This window comes from Collimonas antrihumi (assembly GCF_018304965.1).
Taxonomy (GTDB): domain Bacteria; phylum Pseudomonadota; class Gammaproteobacteria; order Burkholderiales; family Burkholderiaceae_D; genus Collimonas; species Collimonas antrihumi.
Genome location: NZ_JAGQED010000016.1, coordinates 13631 through 31087, shown reverse-complemented (window position 1 = coordinate 31087; position 17457 = coordinate 13631). Strand labels below are relative to the sequence as shown.

At 53.7% G+C, this 17457-nt stretch carries 22 protein-coding genes and 1 tRNA gene; 14 read left to right on the top strand and 9 right to left on the bottom strand.

The window, feature by feature from the left end; all coding sequences use genetic code 11:
• Window positions 1-117: 117 nt before the first annotated feature.
• From nudB to clsB, 3 genes are all read left to right on the top strand, one after another.
• Complete coding sequence (gene nudB, locus KHU29_RS14275; protein ID WP_211453451.1) at window positions 118-582, top strand: dihydroneopterin triphosphate diphosphatase; 465 nt, start codon at window positions 118-120, stop codon at window positions 580-582.
• A gap of 21 nt (window positions 583-603) precedes the next feature.
• Entirely contained in the window at window positions 604-1410 is an 807-nt protein-coding gene (locus tag KHU29_RS14270) for an endonuclease/exonuclease/phosphatase family protein (RefSeq protein WP_211453450.1), read from the top strand.
• A gap of 90 nt (window positions 1411-1500) precedes the next feature.
• The gene (clsB, locus tag KHU29_RS14265) at window positions 1501-2667 is read left to right on the top strand and encodes a cardiolipin synthase ClsB (RefSeq protein WP_211453449.1); all 1167 of its coding nucleotides are present in this window, start codon (window positions 1501-1503) and stop codon (window positions 2665-2667) included.
• Window positions 2668-2726: 59 nt separating this feature from the next.
• Here the strand turns inward: clsB and KHU29_RS14260 are convergent, their stop codons facing one another.
• From KHU29_RS14260 to mscL, 3 genes are all read right to left on the bottom strand, one after another.
• Window positions 2727-3449 (bottom strand): anti-sigma factor, encoded by a 723-nt coding sequence (locus KHU29_RS14260; RefSeq protein ID WP_211453448.1) that lies wholly within the window; start codon window positions 3447-3449, stop codon window positions 2727-2729.
• Window positions 3449-4033, bottom strand: a complete 585-nt coding sequence (locus tag KHU29_RS14255) for an RNA polymerase sigma factor (protein ID WP_211453447.1) — start codon at window positions 4031-4033, stop codon at window positions 3449-3451. The genes KHU29_RS14260 and KHU29_RS14255 overlap by 1 nt, the downstream gene beginning before the upstream one ends.
• Window positions 4034-4255: 222 nt before the next feature.
• Complete coding sequence (gene mscL, locus KHU29_RS14250; RefSeq protein ID WP_211453446.1) at window positions 4256-4666, bottom strand: large conductance mechanosensitive channel protein MscL; 411 nt, start codon at window positions 4664-4666, stop codon at window positions 4256-4258.
• Between the two features lie 292 nt (window positions 4667-4958).
• Between mscL and petA the strand changes: the two genes are divergently transcribed.
• The 6 genes from petA (at window position 4959) to KHU29_RS14220 (ending at window position 9183) form a co-directional block, all read left to right on the top strand.
• Window positions 4959-5579 (top strand): ubiquinol-cytochrome c reductase iron-sulfur subunit, encoded by a 621-nt coding sequence (petA, locus tag KHU29_RS14245; RefSeq protein WP_211453445.1) that lies wholly within the window; start codon window positions 4959-4961, stop codon window positions 5577-5579.
• Complete coding sequence (locus KHU29_RS14240) at window positions 5579-6985, top strand: cytochrome b (protein ID WP_211453506.1); 1407 nt, start codon at window positions 5579-5581, stop codon at window positions 6983-6985. Before petA ends, KHU29_RS14240 begins: the two co-directional genes overlap by 1 nt.
• Window positions 6986-7015: 30 nt before the next feature.
• Window positions 7016-7783, top strand: coding sequence for a cytochrome c1 (locus KHU29_RS14235; protein WP_211453444.1), 768 nt, complete (start codon window positions 7016-7018; stop codon window positions 7781-7783).
• An 84-nt stretch (window positions 7784-7867) separates the two neighbouring features.
• On the top strand, window positions 7868-8479 hold the full coding sequence (locus KHU29_RS14230) for a glutathione S-transferase N-terminal domain-containing protein (RefSeq protein WP_092417069.1): 612 nt from the start codon (window positions 7868-7870) through the stop codon (window positions 8477-8479).
• Window positions 8480-8572: 93 nt separating this feature from the next.
• The gene (locus KHU29_RS14225) at window positions 8573-9082 is read left to right on the top strand and encodes a ClpXP protease specificity-enhancing factor (protein WP_211453443.1); all 510 of its coding nucleotides are present in this window, start codon (window positions 8573-8575) and stop codon (window positions 9080-9082) included.
• A 25-nt stretch (window positions 9083-9107) separates the two neighbouring features.
• Window positions 9108-9183, top strand: a tRNA-Thr gene (locus KHU29_RS14220).
• 79 nt (window positions 9184-9262) lie between these two features.
• On the opposite strand, the gene KHU29_RS14215 is transcribed toward KHU29_RS14220, so the two are convergent.
• On the bottom strand, window positions 9263-9571 hold the full coding sequence (locus KHU29_RS14215; RefSeq protein WP_211453442.1) for a panthothenate synthetase: 309 nt from the start codon (window positions 9569-9571) through the stop codon (window positions 9263-9265).
• 269 nt (window positions 9572-9840) lie between these two features.
• On the opposite strand from KHU29_RS14215, the gene KHU29_RS14210 reads away from it, so the two are divergent.
• Entirely contained in the window at window positions 9841-10611 is a 771-nt protein-coding gene (locus KHU29_RS14210; protein ID WP_211453441.1) for a hypothetical protein, read from the top strand.
• Window positions 10612-10642: 31 nt separating this feature from the next.
• Window positions 10643-10864, top strand: a complete 222-nt coding sequence (locus tag KHU29_RS14205; RefSeq protein WP_211453440.1) for a hypothetical protein — start codon at window positions 10643-10645, stop codon at window positions 10862-10864.
• On the opposite strand, the gene KHU29_RS14200 is transcribed toward KHU29_RS14205, so the two are convergent.
• Window positions 10865-11395, bottom strand: a complete 531-nt coding sequence (locus tag KHU29_RS14200) for a GNAT family N-acetyltransferase (protein ID WP_211453439.1) — start codon at window positions 11393-11395, stop codon at window positions 10865-10867.
• Window positions 11396-11532: 137 nt separating this feature from the next.
• On the bottom strand, window positions 11533-11964 hold the full coding sequence (locus tag KHU29_RS14195; RefSeq protein WP_211453438.1) for a hypothetical protein: 432 nt from the start codon (window positions 11962-11964) through the stop codon (window positions 11533-11535).
• A 910-nt stretch (window positions 11965-12874) separates the two neighbouring features.
• Between KHU29_RS14195 and KHU29_RS14190 the strand changes: the two genes are divergently transcribed.
• Window positions 12875-13738, top strand: a complete 864-nt coding sequence (locus tag KHU29_RS14190) for an alpha/beta hydrolase (RefSeq protein WP_246542051.1) — start codon at window positions 12875-12877, stop codon at window positions 13736-13738.
• 72 nt (window positions 13739-13810) lie between these two features.
• On the opposite strand, the gene KHU29_RS14185 is transcribed toward KHU29_RS14190, so the two are convergent.
• Both KHU29_RS14185 and KHU29_RS14180 read right to left on the bottom strand, forming a co-directional pair.
• On the bottom strand, window positions 13811-14038 hold the full coding sequence (locus KHU29_RS14185; RefSeq protein WP_211453437.1) for a hypothetical protein: 228 nt from the start codon (window positions 14036-14038) through the stop codon (window positions 13811-13813).
• Between the two features lie 67 nt (window positions 14039-14105).
• Window positions 14106-14411: an NIPSNAP family protein gene (locus tag KHU29_RS14180; protein ID WP_211453436.1), complete on the bottom strand. Its 306-nt coding sequence runs from the start codon at window positions 14409-14411 to the stop codon at window positions 14106-14108.
• 306 nt (window positions 14412-14717) lie between these two features.
• On the opposite strand from KHU29_RS14180, the gene KHU29_RS14175 reads away from it, so the two are divergent.
• Window positions 14718-15071 carry a DUF6404 family protein gene (locus tag KHU29_RS14175; protein ID WP_211453435.1) on the top strand — a complete coding sequence of 118 codons (354 nt, stop codon included), beginning with the start codon at window positions 14718-14720 and terminating at the stop codon, window positions 15069-15071.
• Between the two features lie 46 nt (window positions 15072-15117).
• Here the strand turns inward: KHU29_RS14175 and KHU29_RS14170 are convergent, their stop codons facing one another.
• Entirely contained in the window at window positions 15118-15333 is a 216-nt protein-coding gene (locus tag KHU29_RS14170; RefSeq protein WP_246542049.1) for an ABC transporter substrate-binding protein, read from the bottom strand.
• A 722-nt stretch (window positions 15334-16055) separates the two neighbouring features.
• On the opposite strand from KHU29_RS14170, the gene KHU29_RS14165 reads away from it, so the two are divergent.
• On the top strand, window positions 16056-17321 hold the full coding sequence (locus KHU29_RS14165; RefSeq protein ID WP_211453434.1) for a dicarboxylate/amino acid:cation symporter: 1266 nt from the start codon (window positions 16056-16058) through the stop codon (window positions 17319-17321).
• Window positions 17322-17457 lie beyond the last annotated feature (136 nt).

Sequence of the window (17457 nt, the reverse complement as noted above, 5' to 3'; positions counted from 1 at the left end):
ATTGAGTAGGGTGGGCAAGTTGTTTTGCCCACGCGGAATTCGCCCATTCGCACCGGCCATCGGTAACGCGTGGGCAAAAAATCTTGCCCACCCTACACGCAATATTAAAAGAAGCGCATGTATAAAATTCCCGAATCGGTTTTGGTTGTTATTTATACAGAAGATCTTCAGGTCTTGTTGATGGAGCGGGCCGATAAGCTGGATTACTGGCAATCGGTAACCGGCTCCAAGGATTTTCCGGAGGAAGCTCTGGACGTGACGGCAATGCGCGAAGTGCAGGAAGAAACCGGCATCGTGGTGGCGGCCGAACCAAGCGCGGTGCCAGTGTCGAATCTGCACGACTGGGGTGTTGCCAACGTGTACGAGATTTATCCGGTCTGGCGCCATCGCTATGCGCCAGGAGTGACAAAAAACACTGAGCATGTGTTTGGTTTACTGGTGCCGAACGGCATCCCGGTTACCCTCGCGCCGCGCGAACATTTGCAGTACAAATGGCTACCGTATCGCGCAGCGGCTGACGCGTGTTTTTCACCGTCGAATGCTGAGGCGATCCTGCAACTGCCGCGCCAGATCAGCAAGTAGCTCGCATCACCGAAGAGATCCATGAAACTGCGCATCGCAACCTACAACATCCACAAAGGCGTGTCTTCGCTGGGCAGCCGGCCGCGCGTGCATGCATTGAAGCAGGCACTGGCGCAGATGGAGGCCGATGTGTTTTTCCTGCAGGAGGTGCAGGGCCGGCATGATCTGATGGCGGCACGCCATGCGGCGCACTGGCCGGATCAGGCCCAGCATGATTTCCTCGCCGGCGATTCGCATCACGCCGCCTACGGCATGAACGCCGTGTACGATCATGGTCATCACGGAAATGCCTTGTTGAGCCGTTTTGAAATCGGCTCGCAAAGCAACCAGGATGTATCGGATCATGCTTATGAAGCGCGCGGTATTTTGCATTGCGTGCTGAAAACCGAAGTCCAGGATATCCATTGCTATGTGGTGCATCTGGGTTTGTTCGGCGGCGGCAGGCGTCGTCAGACCGCAGCCTTGATCGAGGCGGTGCGCAGCTCGTCGCCACCGGGCGCGCCGCTGATTATTGCCGGCGATTTCAATGACTGGGGCAATCGCCTGAGTGAATTGCTGAGAGCGCGGCTCGATGTCGCCGAAATATTCGATGAGCGGATTGCCACCGGTAGCCTGATGCAAGGTGTCGGTTCCTATTTACAGCAACTGGTGGGGCGCACGCCGAAATTGAAGCCGGCGCGTACTTTTCCGGCGGCCTTTCCCTGGTTGCGCCTGGATCGGATTTATTTGCGTGGCTTTACGGTAGAATCAGCTGAAGTCCTGCATGGCGCGGAATGGGCAAAATTGTCGGATCATGCGCCTATCGTGGCGACGCTCAAGCTGCGATAATTGTGACGTTGCCAGCTTCAACCATGACTTCAGAAAGACAGGCCGGATGTCGTCACTCCCTTTTCTCCCTTTCCATCCTTTGTATATTGCATGCGCGCGGTAGTCTTTAGCGCAGATAACCACATCACGCTGTTGCACAACGGCGCCGCCTTTTTTCCTGCGCTGATTGCCGCCATTGAGGCTGCCAGCGTCGAAATCTACCTCGAAACTTATATCTTCGCTGCCGATGAGACAGCGCTGCTGGTGCAGCAAGCGCTAACCCGCGCGGCACGGCGTGGTGTTGCGGTGAGAGTGATTACGGATTGGCTGGGCACCGGCCGCCAGCGTTCCATGGCGCTGCATCAGGAGTTCCTGGCAAGCGGTGTGATGTATCGCGCCTTCAATCCCTGGTTCCAGCGTGGCGTGGCCAGGATGCATCGCAAGCAGTGCGTGGTGGACCGGCAGATCAGTTTTATCGGCGGCTTGAATATCATCGACGATATGGTTTCAGATGATGACCAGCGTTTGCCTTTGCCGGCGCCGCGCTGGGATTTTGCAGTGAGTATCAGCGGCCCGCTGGTGAACGTGATTCATGTCGAACTGGAGGCTCAGTGGATGCGTCTGGGGGAGATGAAACTGCTGGCGCGCCTCAAGCAATTCAAGCGTACCCGCGCCATCGCTGGTGGCGCAGCGCATGGGCCGGCGGCGGCAGGGCTGGTGCTGCGCGATAATCTGCGCAATCGCCGCACTATTCAGCGCGCCTATTTGCAGGCCTTGGGCCATGCCCGGCAAAGCGCCTTGCTGACCAGCCCGTATTTTGCCCCGGGCCGGAAATTGCGGCGCGGGCTGGAAGAAGCTGCGCGGCGCGGTGTCGATGTCACCTTGCTGCTGGGGGTTGGCCAATTCCGCTTGCAGGATGCGGTCAGCCATTCTTATTATCCCAAGCTGCTGAAGGCCGGTGTCAAGATTGTCGAATACCGCAAAACCGCCTTGCATGCAAAAGTGGCGGTGATCGATGACGACTGGGCCACTGTCGGCTCCAGCAATTTTGACGGCTTGAGCCTGTTGGTGAACCAGGAGGCAAATGTGGTGATCAGGGACGCCGATTTTTCGCGCGCGCTGCGGCAACAAATCGAAAGCGGGATCGCAGATGGCACATCGATGGCGGCCAGTGCATTCGACAATCAGTCCTGGCGTGCACGTGCCTGGCACGGCATGGCTTTTTTCCTGTATCGCTTCCTGATGCGGATTATCACCATCGGCAACCGCGAGCGATGAAAGATCACTGAAGACGATGGGCGACTGCCGCATCGTCCTCTCTCTATCGAAACAAACCGCTATATCTGAACCCAGGCGCCCTTGAATACGATAGGGCCGGTAGGTCCGTTAGGATTAGGCGACCCGCCTTTCGGCTCCAGTGTCACCGCCAGCAACGGTATCGTTTGCGGCGTAGCGTTGGCCGGCAACGCCAGGGTGACGCTGCCATCTGCCGCCAGCAAGCCTAACGAGCGTGGTGGCCCGTCTTTCGGCACAGCCCACAACTCCAGGCTCTTGTCTGCGGCAATCACCTGTGGCGTCACCAGTTTGACCACCATCTGGCCGCCTGGTGCATTGCCGGTGACCACGGCAATCGGCTGCGCCTGATCGTTGCTCAGCATGGCGATGTACGAGGTAGCCGGTGCTGCCGGTACCGACAATTCTTGTTTGGATAATAGCAGCGAGGTCAATATGATGGCCGCGGTAGTCGAAACCAGGCCTAGCCCGCGCCAGAAGCTCAGGTCTTCGCGCAACTCGAACCAGATTGAGCGCTTGCGCTGCGGTTTAGCATGCAAGCCGAGCTGTGCTTCGATGGCCGGCCAGACCGCAGCTGACGGTTGTGCGGCCGGCGCCAGTTGCGCCATCGGATGCAGGCGATCCTGCCATTCGGCCACAGCTTGGCGTAGCTCGGCGTGACGGCGCAGCAAGCTTTCAAAGCGACGGCGCGCGCCGCCACGTAGCGTACCGAGCACATATTCAGACGCCAGTTTATCTACCAGAACGGGGTTGCGCTCGATATCCATCAGGCGCTCCCGAGCTTGCCGAGGCAAATTTTCAGGCGCTCCAGCCCGCGCCGGATCCAGGTCTTCACGGTGCCGATCGGCAATTGCATCTGCGCCGCGACTTCGCTATGGGAGAGATCGTGATAAAACGATAAGGCGATGGCTTGCCGATGCATGGCTTCCAGGCGGGCCAGGCAGGTCGCCAGCGCCTTTGCATCATCGGTAAGTTGCAGCGCCTCCAACGGTGTCGGACCAGCGCTTTCCATTGCGTTCATGACTTCCTTGTCAAATGTGTCTGCGTCGATCTCGACGGTGCGGTCCGTGCGCCGTAAAAAGTCGAATGCCTTGTTGCGTACGATAGTGGTCATCCAGGTCATCGGTGCCGCCAGGCTGGCCTGGTAGCTGTCGGCGTTGTTCCAGATATTGACGAAACTTTCCTGCAGGACTTCTTCCGCCCATTCACGCTTAACTAGTATACGCAGGGCGAAGCCAAACAGTTTCGATGATGTGGCGTCGTAGAGCGCGCGAAAGGCAACGGCGTCCTTACGCACGACTGCAGCAAGCCAGATTTTCAGTTGTTCCGGTTGCAAGTCTGTAGAGGGCAATTGACTTCCTTTATGCGCACCTTGGACGCTGCCAATATTCCATCGTGCGCGGATTTTGTTGTTGTGGAACCAAGCCGATTATTTCGCAGATTATCGCATGGGAACTGGTGGTGCAACTCTCAACTGGGTATCGCCCAAGAACAGCAGGGTGGGCACGATATGTCCACCCTACAAAAAAGCCCGCTATGGCGAGCGGGCTTTCGGGGAATCAACAGGCTGATGTTATTTCTTCAGTGAGTCGCGAATTTCGCGCAGCAGCACGATGTTTTCCGGATCGGCAGCCGGCGCCGGTGGTACTGCGCCTCGCAACTTGTTGATCATGCGGACCATCTGGAAAATGATGAAAGCCAGGATGACAAAATTCAGCGCGATCGTGATGAAATTACCGTATGCCAACACGGCGCCGGCCTTTTTCGCTTCTACCAGCGTCAGTCCTGCGGCTTGGCTATTCAATGGGAAGTAGTAATTGGCAAAATCAAGGCCGCCAAAAATCTTGCCGACTATCGGCATGATGATGTCCTGCACCAAAGAGTCGACAATTTTGCCGAATGCGCCGCCGATAATCACACCGACCGCCAGGTCCATTACATTGCCTTTGAGTGCAAAGGTCTTGAATTCTTCCATCATGCTCATAGTGTTAATTCTCCAGATTAATGTTGATAGATGGGAAGATACTGCGAACACGAGCCGTTTAAAAGGACAAATTTGTCAAATCTTGTCATTTTTCGTCCTTGTTGAAACTTGCTGCGGTGCAAGAACGCGTCTCTTAAGGGAATTGTGCCAGATTTAACAGCAGTTTCAACGGATTTAGTTGATTTTATGCATCACTGCATGTATTTCCTTTAAAACAGGCATTAGCTTCGATATAATCTAGGGTTGCTAGAAGTTCCGTGCAAGTTTCGTATTTTGACTGATTGGGGTTGGTATGAGTATCGAAAAGCAGGTCGATTCCGGTCGACGTGGTTTGCTCGTGGCTACATGTGCGGCGGGGGGCGTGGCTGGTTTAGCCACGGCAGGGGCCTTTGTGTCCACCTTCCAGCCGTCCGAGCGTGCAAAAGCCGCAGGAGCACCAGTAGAAGTGGATATTTCCGGCATCAAGCCGGGCGAAATGCAAGTCTTCGAATGGCGCGGTAAGCCAGTCTGGATCATGAAGCGCACTCCGGAACAAATGAAGGGGCTGGAACATACCGCCTCTGAAGTTGCCGACCCCGAGTCACTCAAGCCCTACACCATGGACTTGCCTGACTATTGCAAGAACAAGGCGAACAACCGCGGCCGCGCAGGCCACGAAGAAACCTTGGTGCTGGTGGGTATCTGCCCGCACCTGGGTTGTTCGCCATCGTCAAAATTCACCCCGGGCGCGCAGGCTTCGTTGCCGGACGACTGGCAAGGCGGTTTCCTCTGCCCTTGCCACGGTTCGACATTCGACCTGGCAGGCCGTGTTTTCAAAAACAAGCCGGCGCCAAACAATCTCGACGTGCCCCGCTATATGTACCTGTCCGATACCAAGATCGTCATTGGTAAAGACGAGAAAGGTGAGGCTTAATCATGGCATTCCACGAAAAACAGCTGCCGGCCGATGCTCCTATCGCCGACAAGGCCTTGAACTGGGTTGATGCGCGTTTCCCGCTGACATCCACCTGGAAAGCCCACCTGTCCGAGTACTACGCACCGAAGAATTTCAACTTCTGGTACGCCTTCGGTTCGCTGGCGCTGTTGGTGCTGGTGATACAGATTGTCACCGGGATTTTCCTGGTCATGCATTACAAGCCTGATGCCGCCCTGGCGTTTGCCTCGGTCGAATACATCATGCGCGATGTGCCGTGGGGCTGGCTGGTGCGCTACATGCACTCGACCGGCGCTTCGGCCTTCTTCATCGTGGTTTATCTGCACATGGTGCGCGGCCTGCTGTATGGCTCGTACCGCAAACCGCGTGAACTGGTATGGCTGTTCGGCGTCGGCATTTTCCTGTGCCTGATGGGCGAAGCTTTCATGGGCTATCTGCTGCCATGGGGCCAGATGTCGTATTGGGGCGCGCAGGTTATCGTCAACCTGTTCGGTGCGATTCCTTTCATCGGCCCTGACCTGTCGTTGTGGATTCGCGGCGACTACGTGGTCTCCGACGCTACCCTGAACCGCTTCTTCTCGTTCCACGTGATCGCGATTCCGCTGGTCCTGATCGGCCTGGTGGTCGCGCACATCATCGCGCTGCACGAAGTCGGCTCCAACAATCCTGACGGTATTGAAATCAAGGACAACCTGGATGCCAAAGGCGTGCCGCTGGATGGCGTGCCGTTCCACCCTTACTACTCGGTGCACGACGTGATGGCGGTTGCCGTGTTCCTGATCGTGTTCAGCGCCGTGGTGTTCTTCGGCCCTGAAATGGGCGGCTACTTCCTCGAGTACAACAACTTCGTCCCGGCTGATTCGCTGAAGACGCCACCGCACATCGCACCGGTCTGGTATTTCACGCCTTACTATTCGATCTTGCGCGCGGTCACTTCGGACTTCATCGTCTACCTGCAAGCAGGCGTCGCTGCCTTCGTTGCGCTGCTGTGGCTCAAGTCCAGCCTGAGGGGCATGATCAAGGTCGCTGCCACTGTCATCGGCCTGGCCATCATCGGCGCCATGTTCGTGTTCGACGCCAAGTTCTTCGGCGTCGTGCTGATGGGCGTCTCGGTCATGATCCTGGCTGGTTTGCCTTGGCTGGATCACTCCAAGGTCAAGTCGATCCGCTATCGTCCGAGCTGGCACAAATATATCTACATCCTGTTTGCGATCACCTTCGTGGTGCTCGGCTACCTTGGCGTGCAACCGCCATCGGCAATCGGCGGCTACGTGTCGAAGGTCTGCACCTTTATCTACTTCGGCTTCTTCCTGTTGATGCCATGGTGGAGCGCCGCAGGTACATTCAAGCCGGTGCCGGACCGTGTTGTTTATCATCCGCACTAAGCACTCGCACTAAGCCAGAGGATAAGAGACATGACATTGCTAAAAAGATTGATGGCGACACTGGTGCTGCTTCCTGCGCTTGCTTTTGCCAGTGAAGAGGGCGGCTACCCGCTGGATACCGCGCCGGAGCAGGGCAACAACCTGTCGGCGCTGCAAAGCGGCGCCAAGCTGTTTGTGAACTACTGCCTGAACTGCCACTCGGCTTCGGCCATGCGCTACAACCGTTTGCGCGATATCGGCCTGACCGAAGAGCAGATCAAGAGCAACCTGCTGTTCACCACTGATAAAGTGGGTGGCCTGATGACCATCGCCATGGCGCCGAAAGACGGCAAGGAATGGTTCGGCGCAACGCCTCCGGACCTGTCCGTGATTGCCCGCGCCAAGGCATCCGGCGCCGGCAGCGGCCCGGACTGGCTGTACACTTATCTGCGTACTTTCTACAAAGATGACAGCCGTCCAAGCGGCTGGAATAACATGGTCTTCCCTAACGTCGGCATGCCGCACGTATTGTGGGAACTTGAAGGGATTCGTACTGCCAAATACGAAGACGTGAAAGATCCGCACGAAGAGGGCAAGGCCGAACACAAGTTTGTCGGTTTCGAGCAAGTCAAGCCGGGCAAGATGAACAAGGTCGAATACGATGTTGCCGTTGCCGATCTGGTGTCCTATCTTGCATGGATGGGCGAGCCTGCTCAGAATACCCGCAAGCGCCTCGGCGTCTGGGTCCTGCTGTTCCTCGGCATGTTCTTCGTTCTGGCATGGCGTCTCAACGCGTCATACTGGAAAGACGTCAAGTAGTTTTCATACCCGCGATTTTGCGGGTATGCGTTTTGGGGTGAGCCGTATCGGGTCTCACCCTTTTGTTTCTAAGGAACTATAAAAATGATGGTTCTCTATTCGGGTACAACCTGCCCATTTTCACAACGCTGCCGTCTCGTTCTGTTCGAGAAGGGCATGGACTTCGAAATTCGCGATGTCGACTTGTTCAACAAGCCGGAAGACATCTCGACCATGAATCCTTATGGTCAAGTGCCGATCCTGGTCGAGCGCGACCTGATTCTGTACGAATCCAATATCATCAACGAATACATCGACGAACGTTTCCCGCATCCGCAACTGATGCCGGCCGATCCGCTGATGCGCGCCCGTGCCCGGCTGATGCTGTTCAACTTTGAGAAAGAATTGTTCATCCACGTGCACACACTGGAGAACGAGAAAGCCAAAGCAGCAGAAAAGAGCCACGAAAAGGCACGCAATGAAATCCGCGATCGCCTGACTACCCTGGCGCCTTTGTTCCTCAAGAACAAATACATGCTGGGCGACGAGTTCTCGATGCTGGACGTAGCCATCGCGCCATTGCTGTGGCGCCTGGATCACTACGGTATCGAGCTGTCGAAGACGGCTGCGCCGCTGATGAAGTATGCTGAGCGTATATTCTCGCGCCCGGCTTACATCGAAGCGCTGACGCCGTCCGAAAAGGTCATGCGTCGTTAAGATCGTGTAGATAACCGGTGTGCTTCCGCTTTAGCTTAGGCGGTGTGCACCGGCCCATGCTTAAATTTTGTACCTTTTGCACCATTGCTTCCCATGTCAGAAACCTCTACCAAACCGTATTTGTTGCGCGCCATTTATGAATGGTGCACCGACAATGGCTACACCCCGTATCTGGCGGCCAGGGTAGATGCGCACACGCGGGTGCCGATGCAATTCGTGAAGAATGGCGAAATCGTATTGAACGTCAGTTTCGAAGCCACCAGCGGTTTGAAAATGGACAACGATTTCGTTAATTTCAATGCACGTTTTGGCGGTGTGTCGCGTGAAATTTCTGTGCCGGTAGAAAACGTCATCGCGATTTATGCGCGTGAAAACGGCCAGGGCATGGCATTCGAAGCATCGGCTCCGGCTGCTGAATCGGATATCGAAGTAACCGCCGAGCAAGAGCCTGACACTGAGCAAACTGCCACGATTACGCCGATTCTGACCTCAGTGCCATCGTCAACCGCCGATGCTAAACAGGGCTTGTCCGATACGGATCCAGAAAAAGATCCGGAACCACCAAAAAAAGGTGGAAGACCTACCCTAACTCGAATTAAATAGGTATAATTGCGGACTTCGCAGTTTAGCTGGCTTAGCTCATCTGGTAGAGCACCTGACTTGTAATCAGGGGGTGGCGGGTTCAAGTCCTGCAGCCAGCACCAATATTTAAAAGGCCCACATTTATGTGGGCCTTTTTCTTTTCCGCGATTCGCTATTCCGCATCAAGGTTGCCTCCAAACGCTACGTCGACCATTTCCTGCCCAGCTCTTCCAGCCCGGCTCTTTTCAAATCCTCCGGCGTCATGACTATTCTTAATTCCACGCTGGCATTAAAGGTCAGAAACCATGGTTCGGCAAGCATAGGGACTTTCGCCGGGTCATCGATGTCGACGATCAAGAGGCCTGATCGCTGTCCATTCTGTTCGGTGAAGTAAGCCGCTTCCGGTTTTATCTCCTCCATGATCTGGGCCATTTTCTTGCCGACAGAGCCGTCCATGACAGCAGCGTTGAACTCGGCGTTAGGGAGTTTGATATTCAATAGCATCCGCATGATTTCTCCTTAGAAATTTTAATAACATCTCCACCAAAGATTTTGATCAGCTGCCATAAAGGCAATTTCCATTGTAGGTTTTCTGGTCAATTTAGCTACCTGTCATTTGGCACTCATCTAATTGTTTTCTGGAGCTGCCTGATTGAGGGGGACGTCAATGATTACTGCTAGCGACCTTTTTCGCCCCAAGATTTGCCGCCAGGCATTAGAATTCTCCCGACTTGACGTGATTTCATAAAAAAGGGGGAGTAACTTTGAGGAAAATTGCATTGCTGTTCGTCATTCTAGGATCGCTGGCTGTGACAGGATGTACTACTTTGTCAGATGCCAGATCTGCAAAAGGGACCGGCACTGCGCGGGTGTACGACGCGAAGCCGGATGCAATTTGGAGCTCCCTGCCAATGGTAGTCAAGAGTGTCGGTCTTGCTTATGCCGGGGATAACAGAAATGAAGGTTACGCCCTCGCGCGACGGGGAATTACGGCATTCAGCTACGGCGAAAACGTTGCCATGTTTATTGAGCCAACAGGGACCGGCGACAAGACGAAAGTGGAAGTGGTATCAAAAAGGGCAATGGTAACGAATGTGTTCGCCCCCAATTGGGAGACCGTGATTCTTGACAGGTTGGGGGCAATGTTTTCGTCGGGGAATTCCGGAACATCCCCGGCTCCTCAAAAGGGAATAAGCACCTCTGGCTCATCAGGCTCTACACCGCAATCGAACTTTGTTCCTGTACCGTCATCGTTTGCAGATATTTACGACTCCGATGCTATTCCATTTGTTGGCCCACGAGCGCGCGCAAGATATATGGTCTATTTGTCGGCACTGCCGCCCAAGGCATTCGCCATTAGTCCAAATGGTGGCTGGAGTTGGTTAAGCAATGATCCAATGGCTATGCAGAAGGCGCTCACCGAGTGTCACTCACAGGCCAAGGCGCGATGCTGGCTATATGCCGTGGATGGTAACGTCGTGTGGCAATCGGACGAAAACAAGCGCATATCGCTAGAACAACTTGAATTGCCGAAGGGCGCAAGCCAGTAGTCCCATGACGGCTTAATGCTGTAGCTAAATCTTGACCAAAGAGCAGTTGAGTTATGGCGCCAGATTGCCTTGGTTGCTGCTGTTCCTCGGATTGACGGCGCTGGTGTCATCGCTGGTGTCGCGCTATATTTCCGAGTCCGTCAATGTCGCCATCCGTCGCCTCCATCTGGCAAAATACGGCAGGAAGGAAATACCTTCCGTGCCGGTTATTGCCAGCGTATCCAGTTCGAATGAGGCGTCACGGATTCACTAATCAAAGCGGCCGCTCGATAATGTAAGTATGCTCGTCGCACTCCTGATCTCGAAACATGGCTTTATCGGTTGATGTCAATTGCATTCCGACTCGCTCAAGCAATTGAATGGAGGAGATATTTCTGCTATCAGTGATGCCGATTACGCGCTGAATGTCAGTTACTTCAAACAGCTTGGAAATTGTTTCGCGTACGGCTTCGCTAGCCAAGCCTTTGCCATGATAGGTATTGGACAGCGTGAAACCAATATCAGCATATTGTCCATCGACAGATATGCAGACTCCTATGTCGCCAATCAATTTTTCGGTACTGCTATCGGCAATCAAGATCTGCCTCCAAATTCCCGGCTGAAATAGTTCGGCAGAACCCATTTCATTTAAAAATGCACGGGCTTCCGAATCGGATTGGGGAACCCACCCCTGATATCGCGATAACTCCTCGCATTGCCGATATGCTTGAAAATCTGCCAAATCCGACATTGTTAAACGCCGCAGCGCGATACGCGCTGTGGAGCGGGGGAGCACAGGAGTCATAAATAATTTGTCCTTATGGGTTTAATTACAATCTGTGGTGCAGGAAATATTCGGGATTCACTGTTACGTCAACCAGACAATTTTTTAGAATCCGATCCAGCCGCAGTCTACAGTGAATCCCTTGTCTGTAATTATTCCTAGCGGAACGATGCGACCAATCGCTGCCCGCCGACCACGCTACCGTCTGTAAGTTGCCTGCGCGGAACGATCATGATCAGTTCACCGCTCGCATCGGTATCCCCACGGAGATTGATTGTCATTTTCAATTGCTGATCCAAGGCTACGAAAACATTTGGTGCAGTGGCGACAATCTCATGCCTCCCCAGATCGCCCACTTCCGCATACATCTGCCTCCCTCTATTGAATACGGAAAGTGTCGCGCCATTTGAAAGGCTGTATGACCGCATATAGTCATAGAATTCATCCGGATGCATCCGATGGTACTGGCTGGGGAGGTCAATCCGGAGCGTCGGGCCGGTGACATTCACAGTCTGGTTGTCTGGCGCCGTTTGTGCCGATGCTGCCAGCGCGAACAGGCTTGCAATCGAAATTAAAACAAGGTTTTTCATGATGAACATCCTTTCCGTTTTCGTTAAATATAAAATTCATCACGTGCGTCATGAGCTTGTTTCTCTTGGCGCCGGATCAAGAGAGAATTGAATACCTTCTTCATCAAGATCATTTGTTCCTCAAGAATGATGGCCTGGTATCGGCCGAAGTCGTTTTGGAATTGCCATTCAGACGGCGTCTGCCAGACAGCGAGAAGAGGTTAGTGCATTCTTCCTTGCAAGTAGGAAGCGCAATACCTCAATGCGCAGGGAAGTGATTTTCCGGAAGCCAATTCATGCTGGCCCACTGGCCGACTGCGTGACAGTTAAAGAGATTTTTTTGGAGGCTGGAAGAATGCTGATCTGCCTGAATTATTCACCGTTCATCATCGGATCCGTGCCAGCCAGTTATCGGAGTGATGAGCGAAAATAAAAGTGAAGGACCATCGATACATCCGTTGGCATACGTCATTACGTCACTTTGGTTTTTCTCGCAGATTTGCGATGTTTAATCGTTGTACCGCCAAGCCACAATAGGATATGTTTGCGCCATATTCAAGCCGAACTTCCTGTTGTCGGCGAGTTTAAATCCAGCAATATGATGTGCGAATAATCGCAAGCGTCCGTCTATTTCTGCGACGCATTGATGCGGCAATATGCCGCTATGGGAATTTCACAGTGGTAACATCGCGTTGGCAGTATGCCCCGATGCGAGACACGGCAGACACTAGTGAATGATCACCGATTTGCCAGCTTGCTCATTGGCATTTCACGGGAATGGCACAAATTAACCACACAAATTGTGGCTAATTTCACTCATCGCATCCATAGCAATGAAATTATGGAGACGACAACAAATTGAAGGACTAGAATAAATAACGAGGGGGTTGTGCGCCGCATAGGGTGGTGCCCGAGCAGTCGCACGAGCGTTATGAAACGCATCAAATACAAAAAAATGACCGGAATGGGCGGCATCGTCGCCCTCGGGTGGTTGATTTTTACCACCGCAGTCGCGGTTAGCCAGCGCAAGCTGATTTTCAAACCGGTCCGCACCAAGGAAGTCGAGCATCCCCAAAGCATCGGGCACAGGTCTCGGCTTGTCGTGTTGCGCAGCACTGACGGCACCCGGCTCTCGGGATGGTTATTGACACCGCGGGTGCCCGGTCCTCATCCAGCCGTGGTGTATTTCGGCGGCCGCTCCGAGGAAGTCTCCTGGGTGGCGCGCGATGCGTGGCGCATGTTCCCCAATATGACCGTGCTTGCCATTAACTATCGCGGCTATGGGGATTCCGAGGGTATTCCCGGTGAGTTGAAAATGATAGAAGACGCCGAGATGCTGTTCGACTGGTTTGCCGAGCATCGCCATATCAACACTGGACAAATCGCCGTGGTCGGGCGCAGTCTTGGCTCAGGCGTGGCGGTGCAAGTAGCGGCGCGCCGGCCGGTCGCGGCGGTGGTGTTGATTACGCCCTACGACTCGCTGTTGGCTCTGGCAAAACGCCGCTTTCCGTCCGTGCCAGCCTTTGTCCTCAAACATCGTTTCGATTCAGTCAAGCATGCGCCTTTGTTGTCCGCGCCGACGTTTATCATTCGTGCTGCGTCCGATGACGTAGTGCCAGCCTCGCATACCGACATGCTGGTGGCGAAATTGGCCAATACGCCGCAGGACGAAACCATCCCTGACTCGGACCACCACAACATCCCCTATCTCGAAGCAACGCAGAGCCGCATTGCCGACTTCCTGACAGAGAAATTCAACAGAGTCGTCGAGAGTCTTACCGTCAATAAACGGTAGGGAGCGGCAGGAAATCGATGCAAGCCAAGTCTGGCGCATTCAACTGTTGCATTTAACTGTCGCATTTAACGGTCATGTTGCAATCGAATGGGAAACCATCAGGCATTCTCCGGCGTTGAGCTTTGCAGCGGCATCCTGCGTGGCGCGCACGTCGTCGGCATCGAGGTCGGCGCGATTCAGCCTATAGGTCATTGCGTAGTCATGGGCGTCAAACAGCTCTCCGGCCTTTACGTAATATTGAAACGCTACGAAAGAATCGGGATCGCTGACTACTGTGCAGGTCAGATTGATTGTGTTCATCATATTGCCCCTTTTTAACGCGTCGGGAACCACGCAAGTTAATTGTAGGCTTTATATGGAGAGCGTTTTACTTGAACACGGGACGGAAGAAGCTGCGCTCGTAGCTGATGATGCAACGCGTTTCCTCGGCATACTTGAATGCAGCCTGGCAAGCCGGGTCCTGCATTGATTTTATCCTGTACTCTTCATACGACGCGAGCGATGGAAACGTGAACATCGCGAGTGCTACGTTATTGATTCCTTCTGAGGGGAGAAAGTATCCATGGTGCTGTCCGCCGAACTTCTCCACCAGCGGAATCCAGATCTTGCCGTAGTGCTCAAATTCGCTGAGTTTGTATGGATCGATGATGTAGCGCAAATAGCAGGTGACCATGGAAATCCTTCCTGACAGACGTTGACATTAATGACTATGATGACGCGGGAAAAAGCGATTGTCACATGATGCCATAACAGGCCAACAGTACGGCGACGTCATTCGGTAGCGTTGAATACGTCGTGGTAACTCAGCCGCTAGCGGGGCCGCTGTCATCGCCAATTATTTTTCACAAGGCTTGAAATAATTGGCGCGTGCTTGTGTATAGTCTTCCATAGACAGGATTGGATTCACAGCCGAAATTTTCAGCGTATTTCTCTGGTTGTTTTGCAGGATGATCTACATACTCACTCGATAGGTGCTTCCTTGTCCTACCCACTTGAAGTCAATGCCGCGCTGGGGATTTTGAAAACTACGGGTATCTGGCGCAGCAGCTATGCACCGTTTTTTCATCGCATGCTCTGGCGGGCAGGCGTTTCAATTCCACCGCCGCATTTCGCGAGCTTTGGATTTAATTTCGCGTTCATGGGAGCATCGTTCGGTGTTGTTTGGGGGATGTGGCTTCTCGTTTGGTCGCATCAGGGAATGTCTGGCGCTGAGGCCGTTTTCGCATCGGTCCTGGGCGGCGTATTTTTCGGACTGATCGTGGCGCTCTACTATCGTGTCAGGGCAAGTAAATATAATCTGCCTTCGTGGTCACAAATTAAAGCCGCATCGTGAGCCAGAAAGCCATGAAAAAAATCCCACGGCAACGTGGTAATGCCGTTCAGTTAAGACGCCATAGATCGACGCCGGTATTGCCGAAACCAACCACGGCGACGGCATGTTCCTTCTCGATCATTTCCTTGGCCATGGCCGCGCCGACGTCCGGTTTGGCACGATCATCGCGCTCGACCAGTTCGATCTTGCGGCCGAGAACGCCGCCGACCTGGTTGATGTCGGCCAGGAAGACCCGGGCGCCGCCGATCATGCTCAATCCCATGTCTTCCGACGGGCCGGTAATGGGGTCGACGACGCCGATTTTAATAGGCGGTAATTCAGCTGATGCACTTGCGCTGAATCCTGGTGCGCCTAGTGCGGTAAGACAAAAAAATGGCGCTACACGTGCTACGTTTTCGCATCGCTATCTCCTTGGTGAATCGTTGTTATGAATTTCCGTCAGGAAATATACATCAGGGTAATGATTCGTATGGGATTTTGATGCTCGAAAATCAAAATGCAACGTGGTAGTGCGAAATTGACAGGGATAGCCTGGCGAGGAACAAAGGGTGCGAGATCGGATTGCGAAAATGGCATGAACGGCGAATGCCCTGGCATCGTGCGAGCCTGCGCTTGCAACCCTTTTTATGTTGATTGGGGGGTGTTTTGTAAGGTAACATGCGCACCAGTTTGAGCTGTGATGCGGACTTGCGGTCAGAGAACGGCGAGTTCGAATCGCAGCCGGCATCAGGTTTCATAAGGCCCTCCACCATGAGGGCCTTTTTATTTTGCCTCGCAAATATTGCCATTTCCGCAAAATTCACGTTGTAGCTCGCAAACTCTTCTTTCTGTATGTGCCGCTGACTTTGATGGGCGCATGTCGATATGAAACAACATGGAATGCGCAACATGGACTGCACAAGGTGCTCAGGCTTAAGAATATTTTTAGATCGACGGTTTTGTATTTTTGTATGGTTGTATGGTTAATAACGGCAGGATACGCAAATGAGAAAAATTAAGGCAACGACTTGGATTCTGGTCGGCATGGTTCTGGGGATAGTGGTCGGATACATTTGCCACAATCTCGCACCGGATGAAGCGGCGGCAAAGGAAATCGCCGCTTACTTCTCCATCATCACCGATGTATTTTTGCGGTTGATCAAGATGATCATCGCGCCATTGGTGTTCGGCACGCTGGTATCCGGTATCGCCGGCATGAAGGACAGCAGTTCGGTCGGCCGCATCGGCATCCGGGCCCTGGGCTGGTTTGTCATCGCTTCCTTGCTGTCTTTGGCGCTGGGCATGTTGTTTGTCAACGTGCTCCAGGTTGGCCATGCGCTCAACTTGCCGTTGCCGGCCATAGGTGCTGACACCAAGCTCAATACCAGCGGCTTCAATCTGAAAGACTTCGTCTCCCACGTCTTCCCGAGCAGCTTCGTCGACGCCATGGCGAAAAATGAAATCTTGCAGATCCTGGTGTTCTCGTTGTTTTTCGGGTTCGGCCTGGCTGCCGTCAAAGGCGAGTCGGCAAAAGTAATTACCGCGGCCATGGACGGCCTGGTGCACGTCATGTTGAAGGTCACGGATTATGTGATGCGTTTTGCACCGCTTGGCGTGTTTGCCTCCATCGCCGCTGTCATTACGGTGCAGGGTTTTGGCGTGCTGACAACCTATGCCAAGTTCCTGGGTGGTTTCTATGCCGGGCTGGCCACGCTGTGGGCGCTGCTGATTGCGATCGGCTACATATTCTTGCGCGGCTCGATCTTCACCTTGTTGCGCTTGTTGAAAGAGCCCATCATGCTGGCATTTTCCACCGCCAGCAGCGAAGCGGCTTATCCGAAGACGATGGAGCAGCTGGAAAAATTCGGCGTGAATGACAAGATCACCGGCTTCGTGCTGCCGCTCGGCTATTCATTCAATCTTGATGGCTCGATGATGTACCAGGCATTTGCCGCGTTGTTCGTGGCGCAGGCTTACAACATCGAAATGTCGTTTGCGCAGCAACTCACCATGTTGCTGGTATTGATGGTCAGCAGCAAGGGCATGGCTGGCGTGCCGCGCGGCTCGCTGGTGGTGGTTGCTGCCATCCTGCCGATGTTCCACCTGCCGGAAGCCGGCATCCTGCTGATCATCGGCATCGATCAGTTCCTCGACATGGGACGTACCGCCACTAACGTGATTGGTAACGGTATTGCGACATCGGTGATTGCAAAGTGGGAGGGTGAGTTGGATGAAGAGGTTGCCCGGTCAGCGCTCGAGAGCACGACCTGATACTTGCGTAACGGTTTCTTTCGTAAACGAGAATATCAATAGCAGGGCCTGATTCGCCAGGCAGGCAGTACCATCAAGACACTTTGCCGCTCGTCGGCAAAGTGTCTTTTTCAATTTAATGCCTGGTTCGGTAGTA